This window comes from Burkholderia pyrrocinia (assembly GCF_022809715.1).
GTDB lineage: Bacteria > Pseudomonadota > Gammaproteobacteria > Burkholderiales > Burkholderiaceae > Burkholderia > Burkholderia pyrrocinia_C.
Window position 1 is genome coordinate 24932 of the sequence record NZ_CP094461.1, and the last position, 16473, is coordinate 41404.

Consider the following 16473-nt stretch of genomic DNA (forward strand, 5'->3'; position numbering starts at 1 on the left):
GCTCCAGCTGCTTCACGATCCCTGTGCCGTTTGTTTGGGTTTGTTTGGGTTTGTTTGGGTTCGTTTGCGTTTGACCGCATCGGTCGCCGGCATCGGCATTCCGGTGCGATGCACCGCGCAACTGCCCGCGGCGCTGCCCGGCGCGACATTGCGCCCCGGTCCTTCCGGCCACATACTGGTCAGCCCGCGCGAACAAGATTGCGTCGATGGTGAGTGTCGATCAGGGTGCCGCATCGTTCTTTGGCGTTATCGGAACTGCCGTGTCTTTGCTGGCAGCGATTCCGTACGCGCTCGCGATCTACCGGCGCACCGTTCGTCCGCATCTGTTCACGTGGCTCGTGTGGTCGGTCGTCACGGCGATCGCGGCCGCCGGCCAGTTCGTCGCGGGTGCGGGGCCCTCCGCGTGGTGCACGGCGGCGATTGCCGTCACGTGCTTCCTGACGTTGGTCGCCAGCATTTTTCGCGGCGAACGCGGCTGGACCGGCATCGACTGGTTTTTCCTGTGCGCAGCCCTTTCGGCCATTCCGCTCTGGATGCTAACCGACGATCCGACGGTCTCGATCTGCCTGGTCACGCTGATCGAGCTTGCCGGTCTCGGCCCGACCGTCCGCAAGACGATCCGCGATCCGTGGAGCGAGAGCCTCGCGTATTTCGCGCTGTGCGTGCTCAAGTACGCGCTGGCGTTGCTGGCACTGAGCACGTGGAGTATTGCGGTCGCGTTCTATCCGGCCGTCAACATCATCGCGTCGATCGGCATCTGCCTGATCATGCTGGTTCGACGTCAATCGCTGTCGAACGCGCGGTAGGCTCTTGCCGTCGCCGCAGTGTTTGGAACGCGTTGCGTGCTGCAACAGGTCACCGCCGATGAGCGGAACCACAAACACCTTCAGAAATGGTGAGAAGTCCCGATATGGATGCAATCCGTACAATCGTCGAACCCTACGAAGCCGCGCTTCGGGCTGCGATGCTGGCCAACGATGTCGACGCGCTCGATGCGTTGCTGGACGACGATCTGGTGTTCACCGTTCCGACCGGCCAGGTCATCTCGAAGGAGGACGATCTGTCCACGCATCGCGCGAAGCTGCTACGTCTCGACAGACTCGATTTCCTCGAAACGCGGGCATGCGAGATCGGCGAGATGATCCTGACCACGACGAAGGCGACACTTGCCGGCCGTTTTGACGGCGCTGCGTTCGACGGCACATTTGCCTATACGCGCCTGTGGCGTCGATCGGGCGCCGGCTGGCGCGTCGTCGCCGGGCATGCGTCGCAAATCATGTAACCATCGCCAGATGGGAGAGGGAGGCGAAATAGCTCACCGTATCGCGCTCGAGAGAACCGAAGTGACCGAGACCGACGGTCGTGAGCAGGATTGCCGTTGATGCGATGACGGAGCATGCAATCCATTGCCCGACCGCCCCCGCATTTCCGCCGCTGAAATGCAAAAACCCCCGCCTTTACGGGCGGGGGTTCTTGGCTTAGGGAGCCTGACGATTACCTACTTTCACACGGGAATCCGCACTATCATCGGCGTAGAGTCGTTTCACGGTCCTGTTCGGGATGGGAAGGGGTGGGACCGACTCGCTATGGTCATCAGGCAAAGAGGGTTGTCGCGCTGCTTCGCAACGCGACCAATCGGGAAGAAGCAGTAATTTTGGGGTTGTGCGTATCAGCACATCGCGGTCATTCAACCGCTGTCTGTAAAACAGACTTGTTATAGGATCAAGCCTTACGGGCAATTAGTATCAGTTAGCTGAACGCATTACTGCGCTTACACACCTGACCTATCAACGTCCTGGTCTCGAACGACCCTTCAAGGGGATCTAGTCCCCAGGGATATCTCATCTTAAGGCGAGTTTCCCGCTTAGATGCTTTCAGCGGTTATCTCTTCCGAACATAGCTACCCGGCGATGCCACTGGCGTGACAACCGGTACACCAGAGGTTCGTCCACTCCGGTCCTCTCGTACTAGGAGCAGCCCCCTTCAAATATCCAACGCCCACGGCAGATAGGGACCAAACTGTCTCACGACGTTTTAAACCCAGCTCACGTACCTCTTTAAATGGCGAACAGCCATACCCTTGGGACCGGCTACAGCCCCAGGATGAGATGAGCCGACATCGAGGTGCCAAACACCGCCGTCGATATGAACTCTTGGGCGGTATCAGCCTGTTATCCCCAGAGTACCTTTTATCCGTTGAGCGATGGCCCTTCCATACAGAACCACCGGATCACTATGACCTGCTTTCGCACCTGCTCGACTTGTCGGTCTCGCAGTTAAGCACGCTTATGCCATTGCACTATCAGCACGATTTCCGACCGTACCTAGCGTACCTTCGTACTCCTCCGTTACGCTTTGGGAGGAGACCGCCCCAGTCAAACTGCCTACCATGCACTGTCCCCGACCCGGATCACGGGCCAAGGTTAGAACCTCAAACAAACCGGTGGTATTTCAAGGACGGCTCCACCGAAACTAGCGTTCCGGTTTCATAGCCTCCCACCTATCCTACACAGATCGGTTCAAAGTCCAATGCAAAGCTACAGTAAAGGTTCATGGGGTCTTTCCGTCTAGCCGCGGGTAGATTGCATCATCACAAACACTTCAACTTCGCTGAGTCTCGGGAGGAGACAGTGTGGCCATCGTTACGCCATTCGTGCAGGTCGGAACTTACCCGACAAGGAATTTCGCTACCTTAGGACCGTTATAGTTACGGCCGCCGTTTACCGGGACTTCAATCAAGAGCTTGCACCCCATCATTTAATCTTCCGGCACCGGGCAGGCGTCACACCCTATACGTCCACTTTCGTGTTTGCAGAGTGCTGTGTTTTTATTAAACAGTCGCAGCCACCAGTTTATTGCAACCCCTTCACCCTCCTGGCGCAGGCCAGTCAAGCTACAAGGGCGTACCTTATCCCGAAGTTACGGTACCAATTTGCCGAGTTCCTTCTCCCGAGTTCTCTCAAGCGCCTTAGAATACTCATCTCGCCCACCTGTGTCGGTTTGCGGTACGGTCATCGTTAGACTGAAGCTTAGAGGCTTTTCTTGGAACCACTTCCAATTGCTTCGCTCCCTAAGGAGCTCGCGCCACACCCTTGAATTGCGCGCCCGGATTTGCCTAAGCGCCTTCTCCAATGCAGCGACCGGGACTTCCAACACCCGGACAACCTTCCGCGATCCGTCCCCCCATCGCATCTAACAATGGTGCAGGAATATTGACCTGCTTCCCATCAGCTACGCATTTCTGCCTCGCCTTAGGGGCCGACTCACCCTACGCCGATGAACGTTGCGTAGGAAACCTTGGGCTTACGGCGAGGGGGCCTTTCACCCCCTTTATCGCTACTCATGTCAGCATTCGCACTTCCGATACCTCCAGCACGCTTTTCAACGCACCTTCGCAGGCTTACGGAACGCTCTCCTACCATGCGTGCAAAGCACGCATCCGCAGCTTCGGTATATAGCTTAGCCCCGTTACATCTTCCGCGCAGGACGACTCGATCAGTGAGCTATTACGCTTTCTTTAAAGGGTGGCTGCTTCTAAGCCAACCTCCTGACTGTTTTAGCCTTCCCACTTCGTTTCCCACTTAGCTATATTTGGGGACCTTAGCTGGCGGTCTGGGTTGTTTCCCTCTTGACACCGGACGTTAGCACCCGATGTCTGTCTCCCGTGATTGCACTCTTCGGTATTCGGAGTTTGCTATGGCGGGGTAATCTGCAATAGACCCCCCAACCATGACAGTGCTCTACCCCGAAGGTGAGACACGAGGCACTACCTAAATAGTTTTCGGAGAGAACCAGCTATTTCCAAGTTTGTTTAGCCTTTCACCCCTATCCACAGCTCATCCCCTAACTTTTCAACGTTAGTGGGTTCGGACCTCCAGTACGTGTTACCGCACCTTCATCCTGGCCATGGATAGATCACTTGGTTTCGGGTCTACGCCCAGCAACTGAACGCCCTATTCGGACTCGCTTTCGCTACGCCTGCCCTATACGGTTAAGCTTGCTACTGAACGTAAGTCGCTGACCCATTATACAAAAGGTACGCCGTCACCCCTTACGAGGCTCCGACTGTTTGTATGCATGCGGTTTCAGGATCTATTTCACTCCCCTCCCGGGGTTCTTTTCGCCTTTCCCTCACGGTACTGGTTCACTATCGGTCGATCACGAGTATTTAGCCTTGGAGGATGGTCCCCCCATCTTCAGACAGGATTTCACGTGTCCCGCCCTACTTGTCGCACACCTAGTTCTTTCATACTGTTTTCGCCTACAGGGCTATCACCTGCTATGGCCGCACTTTCCAGAGCGTTCGGCTAACAATACAAATAAAGAGTGCAAGGCTCATCCCATTTCGCTCGCCACTACTTTGGGAATCTCGGTTGATTTCTTTTCCTGCGGTTACTTAGATGTTTCAGTTCACCGCGTTCGCTTCTCATGGCCTATGTATTCAGCCATGGATACTCCAAAAGGAGTGGGTTTCCCCATTCGGACATCCCCGGATCAAAGCTTGTTTGCCAGCTCCCCGGGGCTTTTCGCAGGCTACCGCGTCCTTCATCGCCTGTGATCGCCAAGGCATCCACCACATGCACTTGTTCGCTTGACCCTATAACGAGTCTGTCTCGTCGACAGTCGTTACAGGTTGAGTTCTCGCGTTGTGCCGTATTCCAATTGAGTCAAACATAGAGTTCGAATCATCTTGAGATACATCGATACAATCACAACCCGGATAACTTTCACGTCCATCTCAAGACGCTTCCGCTATCCAAATTACTTACTTCTTCCAGATTGTTAAAGAACGACAGCCGATACCTACTACATATCACTCTGACTGGCTCAATCGCCAATGACAAAGTTCGACTACGTCGAACGCTTGTCATTGAAGATTGGTGGAGGCAGACGGGATCGAACCGACGACCCCCTGCTTGCAAAGCAGGTGCTCTCCCAGCTGAGCTATGCCCCCATATGTACAGAGAACCTCAGGTGTGAGCCGGTCGGCTTGGGGTACTCGTAAGCGCCAAAGCGCTAACGATCACCGACACGTCAGACAATGGTGGGTCTGGTTGGATTCGAACCAACGACCCCGCCTTATCAAGACGGTGCTCTAACCGACTGAGCTACAGACCCTGAGTCTGTCTTTAATTTACAGCCGATAAGCGTGAGCGCTCAACTTTGCGAGAAGCTCTGGAAAGGAGGTGATCCAGCCGCACCTTCCGATACGGCTACCTTGTTACGACTTCACCCCAGTCATGAATCCTACCGTGGTGACCGTCCTCCTTGCGGTTAGACTAGCCACTTCTGGTAAAACCCACTCCCATGGTGTGACGGGCGGTGTGTACAAGACCCGGGAACGTATTCACCGCGGCATGCTGATCCGCGATTACTAGCGATTCCAGCTTCATGCACTCGAGTTGCAGAGTGCAATCCGGACTACGATCGGTTTTCTGGGATTAGCTCCCCCTCGCGGGTTGGCAACCCTCTGTTCCGACCATTGTATGACGTGTGAAGCCCTACCCATAAGGGCCATGAGGACTTGACGTCATCCCCACCTTCCTCCGGTTTGTCACCGGCAGTCTCCTTAGAGTGCTCTTGCGTAGCAACTAAGGACAAGGGTTGCGCTCGTTGCGGGACTTAACCCAACATCTCACGACACGAGCTGACGACAGCCATGCAGCACCTGTGCGCCGGTTCTCTTTCGAGCACTCCCACCTCTCAGCAGGATTCCGACCATGTCAAGGGTAGGTAAGGTTTTTCGCGTTGCATCGAATTAATCCACATCATCCACCGCTTGTGCGGGTCCCCGTCAATTCCTTTGAGTTTTAATCTTGCGACCGTACTCCCCAGGCGGTCAACTTCACGCGTTAGCTACGTTACTAAGGAAATGAATCCCCAACAACTAGTTGACATCGTTTAGGGCGTGGACTACCAGGGTATCTAATCCTGTTTGCTCCCCACGCTTTCGTGCATGAGCGTCAGTATTGGCCCAGGGGGCTGCCTTCGCCATCGGTATTCCTCCACATCTCTACGCATTTCACTGCTACACGTGGAATTCTACCCCCCTCTGCCATACTCTAGCCTGCCAGTCACCAATGCAGTTCCCAGGTTGAGCCCGGGGATTTCACATCGGTCTTAGCAAACCGCCTGCGCACGCTTTACGCCCAGTAATTCCGATTAACGCTCGCACCCTACGTATTACCGCGGCTGCTGGCACGTAGTTAGCCGGTGCTTATTCTTCCGGTACCGTCATCCCCCGGCTATATTAGAACCAAGGATTTCTTTCCGGACAAAAGTGCTTTACAACCCGAAGGCCTTCTTCACACACGCGGCATTGCTGGATCAGGCTTTCGCCCATTGTCCAAAATTCCCCACTGCTGCCTCCGTAGGAGTCTGGGCCGTGTCTCAGTCCCAGTGTGGCTGGTCGTCCTCTCAGACCAGCTACTGATCGTCGCCTTGGTAGGCCTTTACCCCACCAACTAGCTAATCAGCCATCGGCCAACCCTATAGCGCGAGGCCCGAAGGTCCCCCGCTTTCATCCGTAGATCGTATGCGGTATTAATCCGGCTTTCGCCGGGCTATCCCCCACTACAGGACATGTTCCGATGTATTACTCACCCGTTCGCCACTCGCCACCAGGTGCAAGCACCCGTGCTGCCGTTCGACTTGCATGTGTAAGGCATGCCGCCAGCGTTCAATCTGAGCCAGGATCAAACTCTTCAGTTTAAACCTGTTACTGTTTTCGGTTCGGTTAAGAACCGGTCGCTCACTCAAAGCTGACAGGTATATGAATTGCTTCATAAACCTGACTTACTTTAGTGTGAGACTCTTGATACTTTCGCTTTCTGATCCGAGGATCAGCTCGCTGCCATCAAGCGCCCACACTTATCGGCTGTTAATTTTTAAAGAGCGTTTCTGCGAGGAACTTCGCGTTTCTCAGCAGCGCTGCGTTTTCAGCAGCAGAGAAGCGAAATTATGAACCGTGTTTCGCAGCTCGTCAACAACTTTTTAACTGCTTCGTTGCGACTGCGGGGTTCATCTTCGTGTGCTGCTCGGGCTCGCTACCACCAACCCCACAACAGCATTGCTTCCCTCTCCCGCGCCGCGTTTCCGTTAGCGCGAAAGAGGCGTGATTCTATGCACCCCGCACCCTTCGCGCAAGCCCCTTTGTGAAATTATTTTGAAAAAGCCACCGTGCGCTATCGCGCACGGTGACTTGGGGCTCGACGGGCCGGGCATCACAGCGCGAGCCGCCCGCTATAGATGCGGGACAAGCCACTCTTTCTTCCTATAAATAGGAGACGAGCGGCATGACGCTCCCAAGCGCGCTCCGGGTTCACATCCCCACCAATCACCGGGCCGCCGAACACGATGTCGCACCGACCGGCTGCAATATCGCGCGTTCGCGCCTTCATCGGTTGCGCAACCCTCCTGCGGAACGGACAAGGAGACCTTACGCAGTCGAGTATCATGCCGCGACCGAACCACGCACTCACATCGACGATGGACAGCACCACTCAACCCGGCGACGCCGATCTTCGCGACGAATATGCAGCGCTGCGCGAGCGCGCCATCCTGCTCGAAGAACAGGCCCCGCCGCTTCTGCAACGCATCTCGGATGTATTGCCGCGGATCAGCGGCGAATCCGAACTCGCGGACGAGCATCGCGAACGGCTCATCGGCGCACGCAATGCGGCGCTGGTTTCGATCGAAAACTATCAGCAGGCGATTCCTTTCCTGCAGACGGCCGACTCGATCATCGAGCAGATGGACAAGACGCCCGAGCGCGACGAAGACATCGAGTGGCGTGAATCGCTGCTGCAGCGGCTCGACGAACTGATCGACGTCGCGGTCGTGATGATCGACGATGCGGAAGGCTACTTCGAACAGGCGCAAGCCTGCGATCTGTCCAGCGTGCCGAAATCCATCCTCGAGGATTGAGCAGTACCGCTCGGGACCGCGCGGCGCACCGGCGTCATGTCGTGTGTGCCCACGATCCCGATGCGTGCCGACAGACAATCGCTGCCTGACACCTTCGTCGTCAGGCCTGCCGCACACCTCCCGCAAAAGCTCACCTTGTCGCAACGACAATCCTGCGATCTGCGCCCGCCCGGGGGCGCGCGTCGCAACTACAACGAGTCGAGCACGATCGTCTCGCTCACGATCGGCACACGGATATATCCACCCTCTGCATCGCCATACGCATGCGCGCTTCCATCGATGACGTATTGCGCCGTCAGCGCACACAGGGTCGCGTCTCGCGCATCGACGGATAGCAGCGTCGACACATCGATTCCCAGTCGCTCCAGCAATTGCCGGCGCTGGTTGCGCTTCTGCTTTGCCGATGCAACCGCCTTGCCCAGCAGCGCGCAGGTAATCGCGTACGGATAGGTTTCGAAGCTCGCGCGCCCGCCCGCATAGTGCGCGCCGGTCAGCAACGGATAGGCATCCGCGAGCGAGCGGTAGACACGCTCTCCGATGAACATCCAGTCGAAGAAGCCAGACGTGCTCGCGACCGCCTGCTCCCGCGACGGCGTCGGAAAGCACGAGATCCGTTCGCGCGCGAGCGCCTGCTCGGCCGCCCGGCGCCCGCTTCCCGCCCACCACAGGCTCGGCGCGTCGACGCCAACGACCATGACGTCATGGGCGAGGCACAGCGCAGGCAACGCCTCGGGCGCGATCCGCCGTTCGCGGCAAACGACCGTCGACCCGCGCAGGATCACGAGATCGCATAGCTTCCTGTCGCCCCCGACGTCGACACCCGCCACGGCAGCCGGTTGCCGTGCGGCGGATCCGACGGATCGGGCCGATCGCATGCGGACGCCTCAGTCCGCGGGCCGTGCGCCGTACGCGGCGTCGAAAATGGCCTCGAGACCGGGATGCACGCCGCGCATCGGATCGACGACCGACTTCGCCCAGTCGAAGTACGCCTGCTTGCGCTCGAGCGGCCAGTCCGCGGGCGGATGCCGCGCGATGTCGCGCAGGTTGCAGATCTTGTCGGCCAGCTTCACGAGCTTGGCGCGCCGGCTGATGGTAGCCGCATGCTCGACCTGCAGGCGCTTGCGCTCGTCCTTCGGCAGCGACTTGTCGTCCGTGACTTCCATTACGATGTCCGCCACGTCCTTGCCGAACAGCCGCAGCAGCTCCTGCTCGGTCGTCTCCGTATCCTCGACCGTGTCGTGCAGCACGGCCGCGACGATCACGCGTTCGTCCTCGACGCCGGCTTCGTTGGCCAGCACGTCGGCAAGCGCGATCGGATGATTGATGTACGGCGACGCTTCTTCGTCCTTGCGCCGCTGATTGCGATGCTTGTCCGCCGCGAACGCGATCGCGGCTACCAGCTTTTTCATGTTCCCCCCTCGTGTGGCCAGTCCCGCGACCGGCAGAACCGGCCGCGTGCATTTCGGAACCGCACATACTACCTGCTCGCGATGACCCTTCCCGTGTGCCGGCATCCCTGCGCGCCCCGCGTCACGCGCCGGCCGGCGCGCGCTGCAGCTCGACCACGTTGACCCGCGCGCCGAACACGTCCTTCACGAGCGGCAGCAGGTGGTCGTGGTGCGTCAGGAACAGCACCTGGGTTCGCGTCGACAGATCGCGCAGCGCGTCGAGCCCGGCCTTCGCGCGCGCGTCGTCGAAGTTGATGAACAGGTCGTCGGCAACGAACGGCAGCGCGGTCCTGCTGCCGAGCTGCAGCTCCAGCGCCGCGATTCGCAGCGCAAGGAACAACTGGTCGCGCGTTCCTTCGCTCAACCCTGCGACCTCGACCGACGCCCCCTTTATCCGCCGTGCATACAGCGCCGGCGGCGTCCGTTCGGTATCGACGGTGAGCTTCGCGAACTCGCCCAGCGTGAGCCCGGCGAAGATCTCGCCCGCCCGCCTGAGCATCGGCCCCTGCTTCTGGTCGCGATAGCGATCCGTCGCCCACTTCAGCAAGCGGCTTGCGGTGGCCGCCTCCAGATACTGTTCGGCCGCGTCGCCCATCGCCGCGAGCGCTTCCTGCCGCTTCGATTCGGCGACGGCCGCGTTCGCCTGACCGTCGATCGCGCCGAACGCCTGGTCGGCCACGACCTGCTGCTGCGCGAGCTCGTTCAACCGCTTGCCGACATCGCTCAGCGACTGCTTCACCGCCTCCAGACGCGCCGGCACGTCGGCGATGTCCTGTTCCGCGACCTCCGCCTCGACGGCCGAACGGGACAGCCCGTCGCCGTCGCGCACCAGCGCCTCGTGCGCGGCATCGACCGCCTGCCGAAGCTGGCGCTGTCGATCCGAGCGTTCGGCCAGCGGCAGCGCCGCGTCGATCGACGCCACGCCGGCCAATTGAAGCAGCGGCTGGATACGCGCATCGGCGCCCGCCACCGCCGCGGCCGCATCCGTGACCTTGCCGTCGGCCTGCCGCACGGCTTCGTCGGCACGCTCGATCGCGCGCGCGATTTCCTTCGCGGCCGCGAGACGCATCGCCAGCCTGCGTGCCACGTCCAGCCAGTCGCCGCTCGCCAACCATTCCGGCGCGAGTGCTTCGGCAAGCCGCCGCGCGCCGGCCTCGAGCGCGGCCAGCTCGGCGCGGATCGCGGCGATGCGGTTGCGCGGCGCATCCGCATCGGCCAGTTCGGCCGTCACCGCATTCGCGAGCCCGAGCGCGCCTTCTGCCGCTGCCAGCGTCACCGCGCTCGCGGAAAGTTTCGCGTCGGCCAGCGCGTCGCGCCATTGCGCGTGCCACGCATCGTAGGCTGCTTGCGCATGGCCGACTCGCGACTGCGCCGTTGCGCATCCGCGTTCGGCTTCCCGCGCGCGGTCGTCGAGGCTTTCCTTCTGCGCGATCGCTTTCTCGGCCGACTGCACGAACGTCTCGGCGATGGCGACGAGTGCCGCCAGTCCGTCCGTCTCGCTGCCTCGCGACACCGTATGCAGCGCCGAACGCAACGCGGCTTCGGCACCGGCGCGCGCCGCGCGAATCGTGTCGAATTCGCGGCGCTGACGGTCGAGATCGGCCTGCGCAGCGAACACCGAATCGCGCTTCGCGAGCCAGTCGCCCATCGCCGCCAGCGGCATGCCCGGCACCGCGGCCGTCGTCGCGAGTTCGGCCCATGCGTCGCGATGCGCGGCCAGCTCGCGCTCGCGTTCGTCCGACACAGCCTGCCTGCGCGCGACACCGGCACGCGCGGATTCGACCTGCTGACGCAGCGACTGCAGCGTCGCCGCCGCCTGCGTGGCGCCGAGCTGTGCATCGACGAGTTCGTCGGCGAGGCGAATCGCGTCGTCGACCGCCGGTGCGCCCGTTGCCAGATCGACGGCGCCGCTGCGGATGTCGCCCCATGCGCCGTCGCGTCGTGCGCGCGCCGCCAGCACGTCGGCGGTCGTGACGACCTTGTGGTTCTCCGCGAAATGCTTCTCCTGCAATTCGAGCCGCTCGAGCTCTTCGAGCGCACCGTCCCGCGCGTCGCGCGCGGCAGCGGCCGCGCTGGCGCGTTCGCTGTCCTCCTTGAGCAGCGCGCCGAGCCGTGCCGCCGACGGCACGTCGAGCGCGCGCAGCGTGTCGACCGGCATGCGCCACCGGCCGAGCGCATCGAGCGCGTCGGACAGCGTGCGTTCGGCGGCAGCGATTTCATGTTCGAGCGCCTGTTCGCGTTGGCCGCTGTTGCGAAAGCCTTGCGCATCGGCGAGCGCCGCGCGCAGCGCCTCTGGCACGTCGGCGGTCGACAGGCGCGCCCGTTGCTCCTGCACCTGCTCGAGCTCGCGCGTGCGTTCGTCGAGCGATTCGCGCGCGCCGGCCAGCGCCTGGTGCAGCGCGCCGTGGTCGCGCAGCAGGTTCGCGACGGTCTTCAGCGACAGCGCCGTCGGCAGCGACGCGCGCAGCGTCGCTTCGTCCGTCGGCCAGTCGAGCTGCGCGGCGGCCGAAAACGCGGCGGACAGGTGCCGCTCGACGTCGGCGCCGAGCAGCAACAGATCCTGCGCGTGATTCATGCACGCGCCGCGCAGCCGATCGAGCGCTTCGATGTCGGCTTCGAGCGCCAGCGTATCGGCGTCGGCATCGATCGCATCGCGCGCCTGCCGTTTCGCAAGCAGGTCGGCACGCCGTTCTTCGAGCACCTTCTGTTCGGCCGCGAGATCGCCCTGCGCCTTCAGCAGGTCCGCATACGCGGTCGGCGGCAACTCGACGACCGCGCCCAGTTCTGCCAGCGCCGCATCCTTGACCGTCAACTCCTTCAGGTACGGCGCCAGCCGCCGCACGCGCTCGAGCTTCGAGCGCAGCGATTCGAGCCGGCGCTGCTCCGTGCGCGCGTGCTCGATCTGCTGTTCGACCGCTTCGCGCGCGTCCTTGCGATCGACCCAGTCGCGCGTGCGCACCTGGACCGTCTTCAGTTCGGTCACGGCTTCGTTGAACGATGTTTCTGCCAGCGCAAACGCGCTGCCGCTGCGGCGCGGCGCCCAAAGTTCGACCGAACGCGCGTCGAGTTCCTCGCGCACCGGCCCGAGACTGCCGACACCGGCAGCCGATTCGAACAGCACCTGGCCGAGCTTGTCGGATGCATCGAGAATGCTGCGGCCGCCGTCGACCAGCCGCCCGTGATCGAGCCCGAACATCTGCTCGAAGAATTCGCGCGTCGCGCCGTCGAGGATGGCGGCCAGATAGTCGTCGGGAAGTTTGTCGTCGGCAGGCGTGCGCAACGGACTGCGTCCGCGCGCACGATGAAACGCGAACTCGCCCGTGCCGTTCTCGAGCACGCCGCCGATCCGCAGTTCAGGCGTGCTGTGCAGGAAATCGAGCGGCGTCTGCAGCTTCATCCCGAACAACAGCTCGGACACGGCCGTGCGGATCGTCGACTTGCCGGCCTCGTTCGGCCCCACGATCACATGAAAATCCTCGCCGGCCGACGGGAACCGCAGTGTTTCGTCGGTGAACTTGCCGTACTTGATCAGATCGAGCTGGCTGATGCGCATCGCTTACTCCCCCCTTGCCAGCCGCGCGAGCAGCGCGGGACCGACCTGCTCGACCAGCGCCGTGAGCTCGCCCGCGCGCGCCATCGTCAACAACGGCACTTCTTCCTTCACGTCGCTGCGGACCTTGCCGACGAACGGCTTCAGGTCGCGTTCGAGCAGCGCGAGGAAATCCGGATCGTGCGCGGCTTCGGCCAGGATCTGCTTCAAATCCTCCAGCGCTTCAAGCTGCTCGCTCTCACCCTGCTGATGATCGGCGGCAGACGTCGCGAGCCGGACCTTCTCCAGCCACAGCCGCTCGTTGCCGATGATGCCGATCTGGTTCAGCACCTCCGCACGCAGCTGCGGCGCGCGGCCGAAAAAGAGCCCGTGCGCGGGCGTGCGCCCGGTGACCGTCACGCGCACCGCGCGCGGCACGTGGCCGTCGACGGTCAGCAGCGCCTCCAGCGACTGGCCGATCTTTCTCGACAGGTCGGCAACCGACAGGCAATCGGACGCATCGACCGACACGGCTTCCCAGCGCAGCACGTCGAGATACAGGCGCTCGACCTGCGTTTTGCCTTGCTCGACCGTCACGAGCACCGCGCCGCGCCGGCCCGTCTCGCGGATGTGGCGCCCCTGCAGGTTGCCGGGAAACACGACGGTGGACGGGCCCGTCCATTGCTGGAATTCGTGCACGTGGCCGAGCGCCCAGTAGTCGTAGCCTTTCGCGTGCAGTTCGGCCAGCGTGCACGGCGCATAGTTCGCGTGCGCCGCATAACCTTCGAGCGCTGTGTGCAGCACGCCGATGTTGTAGTGCCCGGGCACCGGGTCCGGATAGCCGATCGCGAGATTGTCGACGACGGCCTTGTCCTTGAAGCTCTGCCCGTGCAGCGCGACGTCGAATTCCGGCAGCCGGAAGGTTTCCGGCTTGCGGTGGCCGAACACGGTGACGTTGTCGGGCAGCGTCAGCTTCTTCGTCATCTCGCTTTCGGCATCGTGGTTGCCGCCGAGGACGAACGCGCGGATGCCGGCCTTGCGCAGGCGCCCCATCTGCTGGCCGAAGAAGATGCCGGTGTTGTGATCCTTCCAGTCGCCGTCGTACAGGTCGCCTGCGATCACGAGGAACGCGACTTCCTCTTCGATCGCACGATCCACGAGCTGCCGCAGCGCCTCGCGCGACGCGTTGCGCAACTGCGCGGCCGGCGCGTCGGGATACGCGCTCAGGCCGTGCAACGGGCTGTCAAGGTGAATGTCTGCCGCGTGGATGAACTTCACGAAGATTCCTCTGTTTCATGACGAAGGGCGGCGCCGCTCGCGCAGGCCCGGCCGTCAATCGCAATCCTGGTAGCCGCGCGCATCCGACCGGATCATGCTGCCGGTTGCCAGCGGGTCGGGATGGTACCTGAAAGCGGGTAACGACATGGGGTTCTCCGTCGGTCCGGATGGTGGAGAAAGCACGCGATGCCAATTCGAACGGCCATTGTGCCGTGGCGCGACTGTCTTACCGCCGTCGTGCGCGAGATATTTCCACCGGACGTCGTTGCCGGCCGGTGCGTCGTGGCCATTCGATCGCATGGCCGCTGGCGGGACGCACCGATTCGGGCGTCGGCGTTTGGAAACCGACAGCGCCAGCACCGCTGTCTTCAACGCAACCGATATCGTCCAGCGGTTTCGTATTCGCATGGATCGCGCGTGACGCCGTGGAGTTCGTCGTATGCGCAGGCGTGCCACCCGGGTAATACCGTTTCCGGATCGCGCCGCGTGCGTCGTTCGTCGAGACGAACGCGGCGCGATCCGCTGCATGCCGTCACTCGCCGCGCGGCACGGGCGGCGGCGCAAAGCCATTGTCGTTGCCAGGGAACGGATTCGCGTTGCGGCGCAGCGCTTCCTCGTCGTTCTCCTTCTGCGCGAACAGCGCGACGCCGATCACGCCGACGTTCGCGGCATCGCCGTACTTCGAGTTCGCGACATAGCTGTCAGGTACCGCCGCGAAGCGGAACGCGGCGACTTCGTCGCGGCTCTTGCGGAAGCCCTCGATCGTCAGCGTGCGGCCCGGATACAGCACGTAACCGCCGTTCGTATAGCTGCCCGGCCGCCCTGACAGCACGTCGAGCCCGTCGACCGTCGACACGACTTCGAACGTGCGGCGCCCCTGGTTGCGCAGCACGATCATGTAGCGCGAACCCTCGACACCCGCCATGTGCCAGCGGCCGTTGTTGCGCGCGAGGCGCAGCGGCGCGCCCTTCTCGTCCGTAAACGACAGCGCGATGTCGCCGTTCGCGAGCGCGACGCGGGTCGGCAGCCGGCGCACCTGGGATGCGGGCAGATGTCCGGGCAGCGCGTCGTTGTAGTAGACCGACGCGAGATCCGTCGGCTTCGCCGGATCCGCGCGTTCGAATTCGACATTGCGGGTTTCGGATCGCACCGACTCGCCCCACGCGGTGCCGAGCCCGCGACGTTCGCTGGCGTCCGGAACCAGCGGTGAAGCCGCAGACGCGCCGATACTGCCTGACGGCGGGGGCGGCGCTGCGCAGGCGGCCAGCCAGAGCGCGCAGGCGAGCGCGAGAAGACGGAACAGGATGGTCATGACGTGATGCCTCGGAATGTTATCGGGCCGCGCCGGGCGGGCCGGAACGGCGTTTTGGTGTCGTCTGTCGTCACGATGTCGATCGGACATGCTTGCCCGCGTCGGTCGGCGCTGCCATCGCGGCAGCCCGGCAACCGGGAGCCCCGCTATTTAAGCATGGCAGCCGGGCAATGGGCAGGGGCCGCGCGCGTCGCCTGTCGCGGGCTCGTGCCCGGGGCATCCGGTAGCGCACGTGCCCATCGCGCCGCCGGATTCGCGGCGAACGCCGATGCATCACTGTATTGCGACGAACATCGAACGGCGCGCTGTGTGCGCCGATAAAAAAACGGCCCGGCCCGCTTCGAAGCGGGCCGGGCCGTGATTGGATGCGTGCTGCTTACAGCGCGCCGCCTTGTGCCGAAGCCGAACCCTTCACGCCGACCGATGCGCCGCCCTGCACCGAGTTCGTCGCGCCTTCGAGCGCTTCGCCGGCCTTCGCCTTCGCGCCGCCCGCAACGTCGCCTGCCGTCGACACCGCGCCTTGCGCGTGGCTCTTTGCGGTACCTGCGACGTGCTTCACGTGCGACTTCGTCGAGTGTACGGCCGAGGCCGCGGCATCCTTCGCCGTGCCCGCTGCCGAACCCACCGCCTGGGTCGCGCCGCCCACCGCATTGCCGGCTGCCGCGCCGACGCCACCGACCGTCTTGCCGACGCCGTTCAGCGCGCCGCCGACGAGGTTGCCTGCGCCCGAACCCGAGCCTGCCGCATTCGCGCCGGCGCCAGCCTGCACGCCCACGCCGCCGCCGAGCAGCGGCGTCTGGACCTGTGCGCCGACGCCTGCGGAACCCTCTGCGCCGGTCTGGGCCGTCTGTGCGAAAGCAGCCGACGTCGCCATCGCCGTCAGAGCGGCACCCAGCAGAATCGTACGAATCTTGTTCATGGTCATTCTCCCCAAAGACGTTGTTGCTGCGAGCCGCGTTCGTGCGGCTTGTCGCATGCCT

General features: G+C 62.4%; 10 protein-coding genes, 2 tRNA genes and 3 rRNA genes. 3 read left to right on the top strand and 12 right to left on the bottom strand.

The annotated features are described in order from the left end of the window. Positions 1-206: 206 nt before the first annotated feature. Positions 207-806 carry a hypothetical protein gene (locus MRS60_RS30495; RefSeq protein ID WP_243567169.1) on the top strand — a complete coding sequence of 200 codons (600 nt, stop codon included), beginning with the start codon at positions 207-209 and terminating at the stop codon, positions 804-806. Between the two features lie 104 nt (positions 807-910). Beyond that, the gene (locus tag MRS60_RS30500) at positions 911-1282 is read left to right on the top strand and encodes a nuclear transport factor 2 family protein (RefSeq protein WP_034184963.1); all 372 of its coding nucleotides are present in this window, start codon (positions 911-913) and stop codon (positions 1280-1282) included. 203 nt (positions 1283-1485) lie between these two features. On the opposite strand, the gene rrf is transcribed toward MRS60_RS30500, so the two are convergent. From rrf to MRS60_RS30525, 5 genes are all read right to left on the bottom strand, one after another. After that, positions 1486-1598: ribosomal RNA gene (rrf, locus tag MRS60_RS30505) — 5S ribosomal RNA — on the bottom strand. Between the two features lie 120 nt (positions 1599-1718). After that, positions 1719-4597: ribosomal RNA gene (locus MRS60_RS30510) — 23S ribosomal RNA — on the bottom strand. A 281-nt stretch (positions 4598-4878) separates the two neighbouring features. After that, a tRNA-Ala gene (locus MRS60_RS30515) sits at positions 4879-4954 on the bottom strand. Between the two features lie 88 nt (positions 4955-5042). Continuing rightward, positions 5043-5118: transfer RNA gene (locus MRS60_RS30520), tRNA-Ile, on the bottom strand. Positions 5119-5179: 61 nt separating this feature from the next. Beyond that, positions 5180-6711 (bottom strand): 16S ribosomal RNA (locus tag MRS60_RS30525). Together the 16S, 23S and 5S rRNA genes with 2 tRNA genes alongside form the textbook arrangement of a ribosomal RNA operon. 744 nt (positions 6712-7455) lie before the next feature. On the opposite strand from MRS60_RS30525, the gene MRS60_RS30530 reads away from it, so the two are divergent. Beyond that, on the top strand, positions 7456-7926 hold the full coding sequence (locus MRS60_RS30530) for a hypothetical protein (protein WP_034182571.1): 471 nt from the start codon (positions 7456-7458) through the stop codon (positions 7924-7926). A 188-nt stretch (positions 7927-8114) separates the two neighbouring features. Here MRS60_RS30530 and MRS60_RS30535 read toward each other — a convergent pair whose 3' ends face one another. The 7 genes from MRS60_RS30535 to MRS60_RS30565 form a co-directional block, all read right to left on the bottom strand. Then, positions 8115-8801, bottom strand: a complete 687-nt coding sequence (locus MRS60_RS30535; protein ID WP_243567170.1) for a DUF429 domain-containing protein — start codon at positions 8799-8801, stop codon at positions 8115-8117. 9 nt (positions 8802-8810) lie between these two features. Then, positions 8811-9335 carry an HD domain-containing protein gene (locus tag MRS60_RS30540; RefSeq protein WP_034182569.1) on the bottom strand — a complete coding sequence of 175 codons (525 nt, stop codon included), beginning with the start codon at positions 9333-9335 and terminating at the stop codon, positions 8811-8813. 121 nt (positions 9336-9456) lie between these two features. Next, entirely contained in the window at positions 9457-12927 is a 3471-nt protein-coding gene (locus tag MRS60_RS30545) for an ATP-binding protein (RefSeq protein WP_243567172.1), read from the bottom strand. Positions 12928-12930: 3 nt separating this feature from the next. After that, complete coding sequence (locus MRS60_RS30550; RefSeq protein ID WP_243567173.1) at positions 12931-14181, bottom strand: metallophosphoesterase family protein; 1251 nt, start codon at positions 14179-14181, stop codon at positions 12931-12933. Positions 14182-14235: 54 nt separating this feature from the next. Continuing rightward, a complete protein-coding gene (locus MRS60_RS30555; RefSeq protein ID WP_219845567.1) occupies positions 14236-14328 on the bottom strand; it encodes a CbrC family protein in 93 nt (30 codons plus the stop codon). A gap of 385 nt (positions 14329-14713) precedes the next feature. Continuing rightward, positions 14714-15493 carry a hypothetical protein gene (locus MRS60_RS30560; RefSeq protein ID WP_034182566.1) on the bottom strand — a complete coding sequence of 260 codons (780 nt, stop codon included), beginning with the start codon at positions 15491-15493 and terminating at the stop codon, positions 14714-14716. A 376-nt stretch (positions 15494-15869) separates the two neighbouring features. Continuing rightward, complete coding sequence (locus tag MRS60_RS30565; RefSeq protein WP_034182565.1) at positions 15870-16412, bottom strand: hypothetical protein; 543 nt, start codon at positions 16410-16412, stop codon at positions 15870-15872. Positions 16413-16473 lie beyond the last annotated feature (61 nt).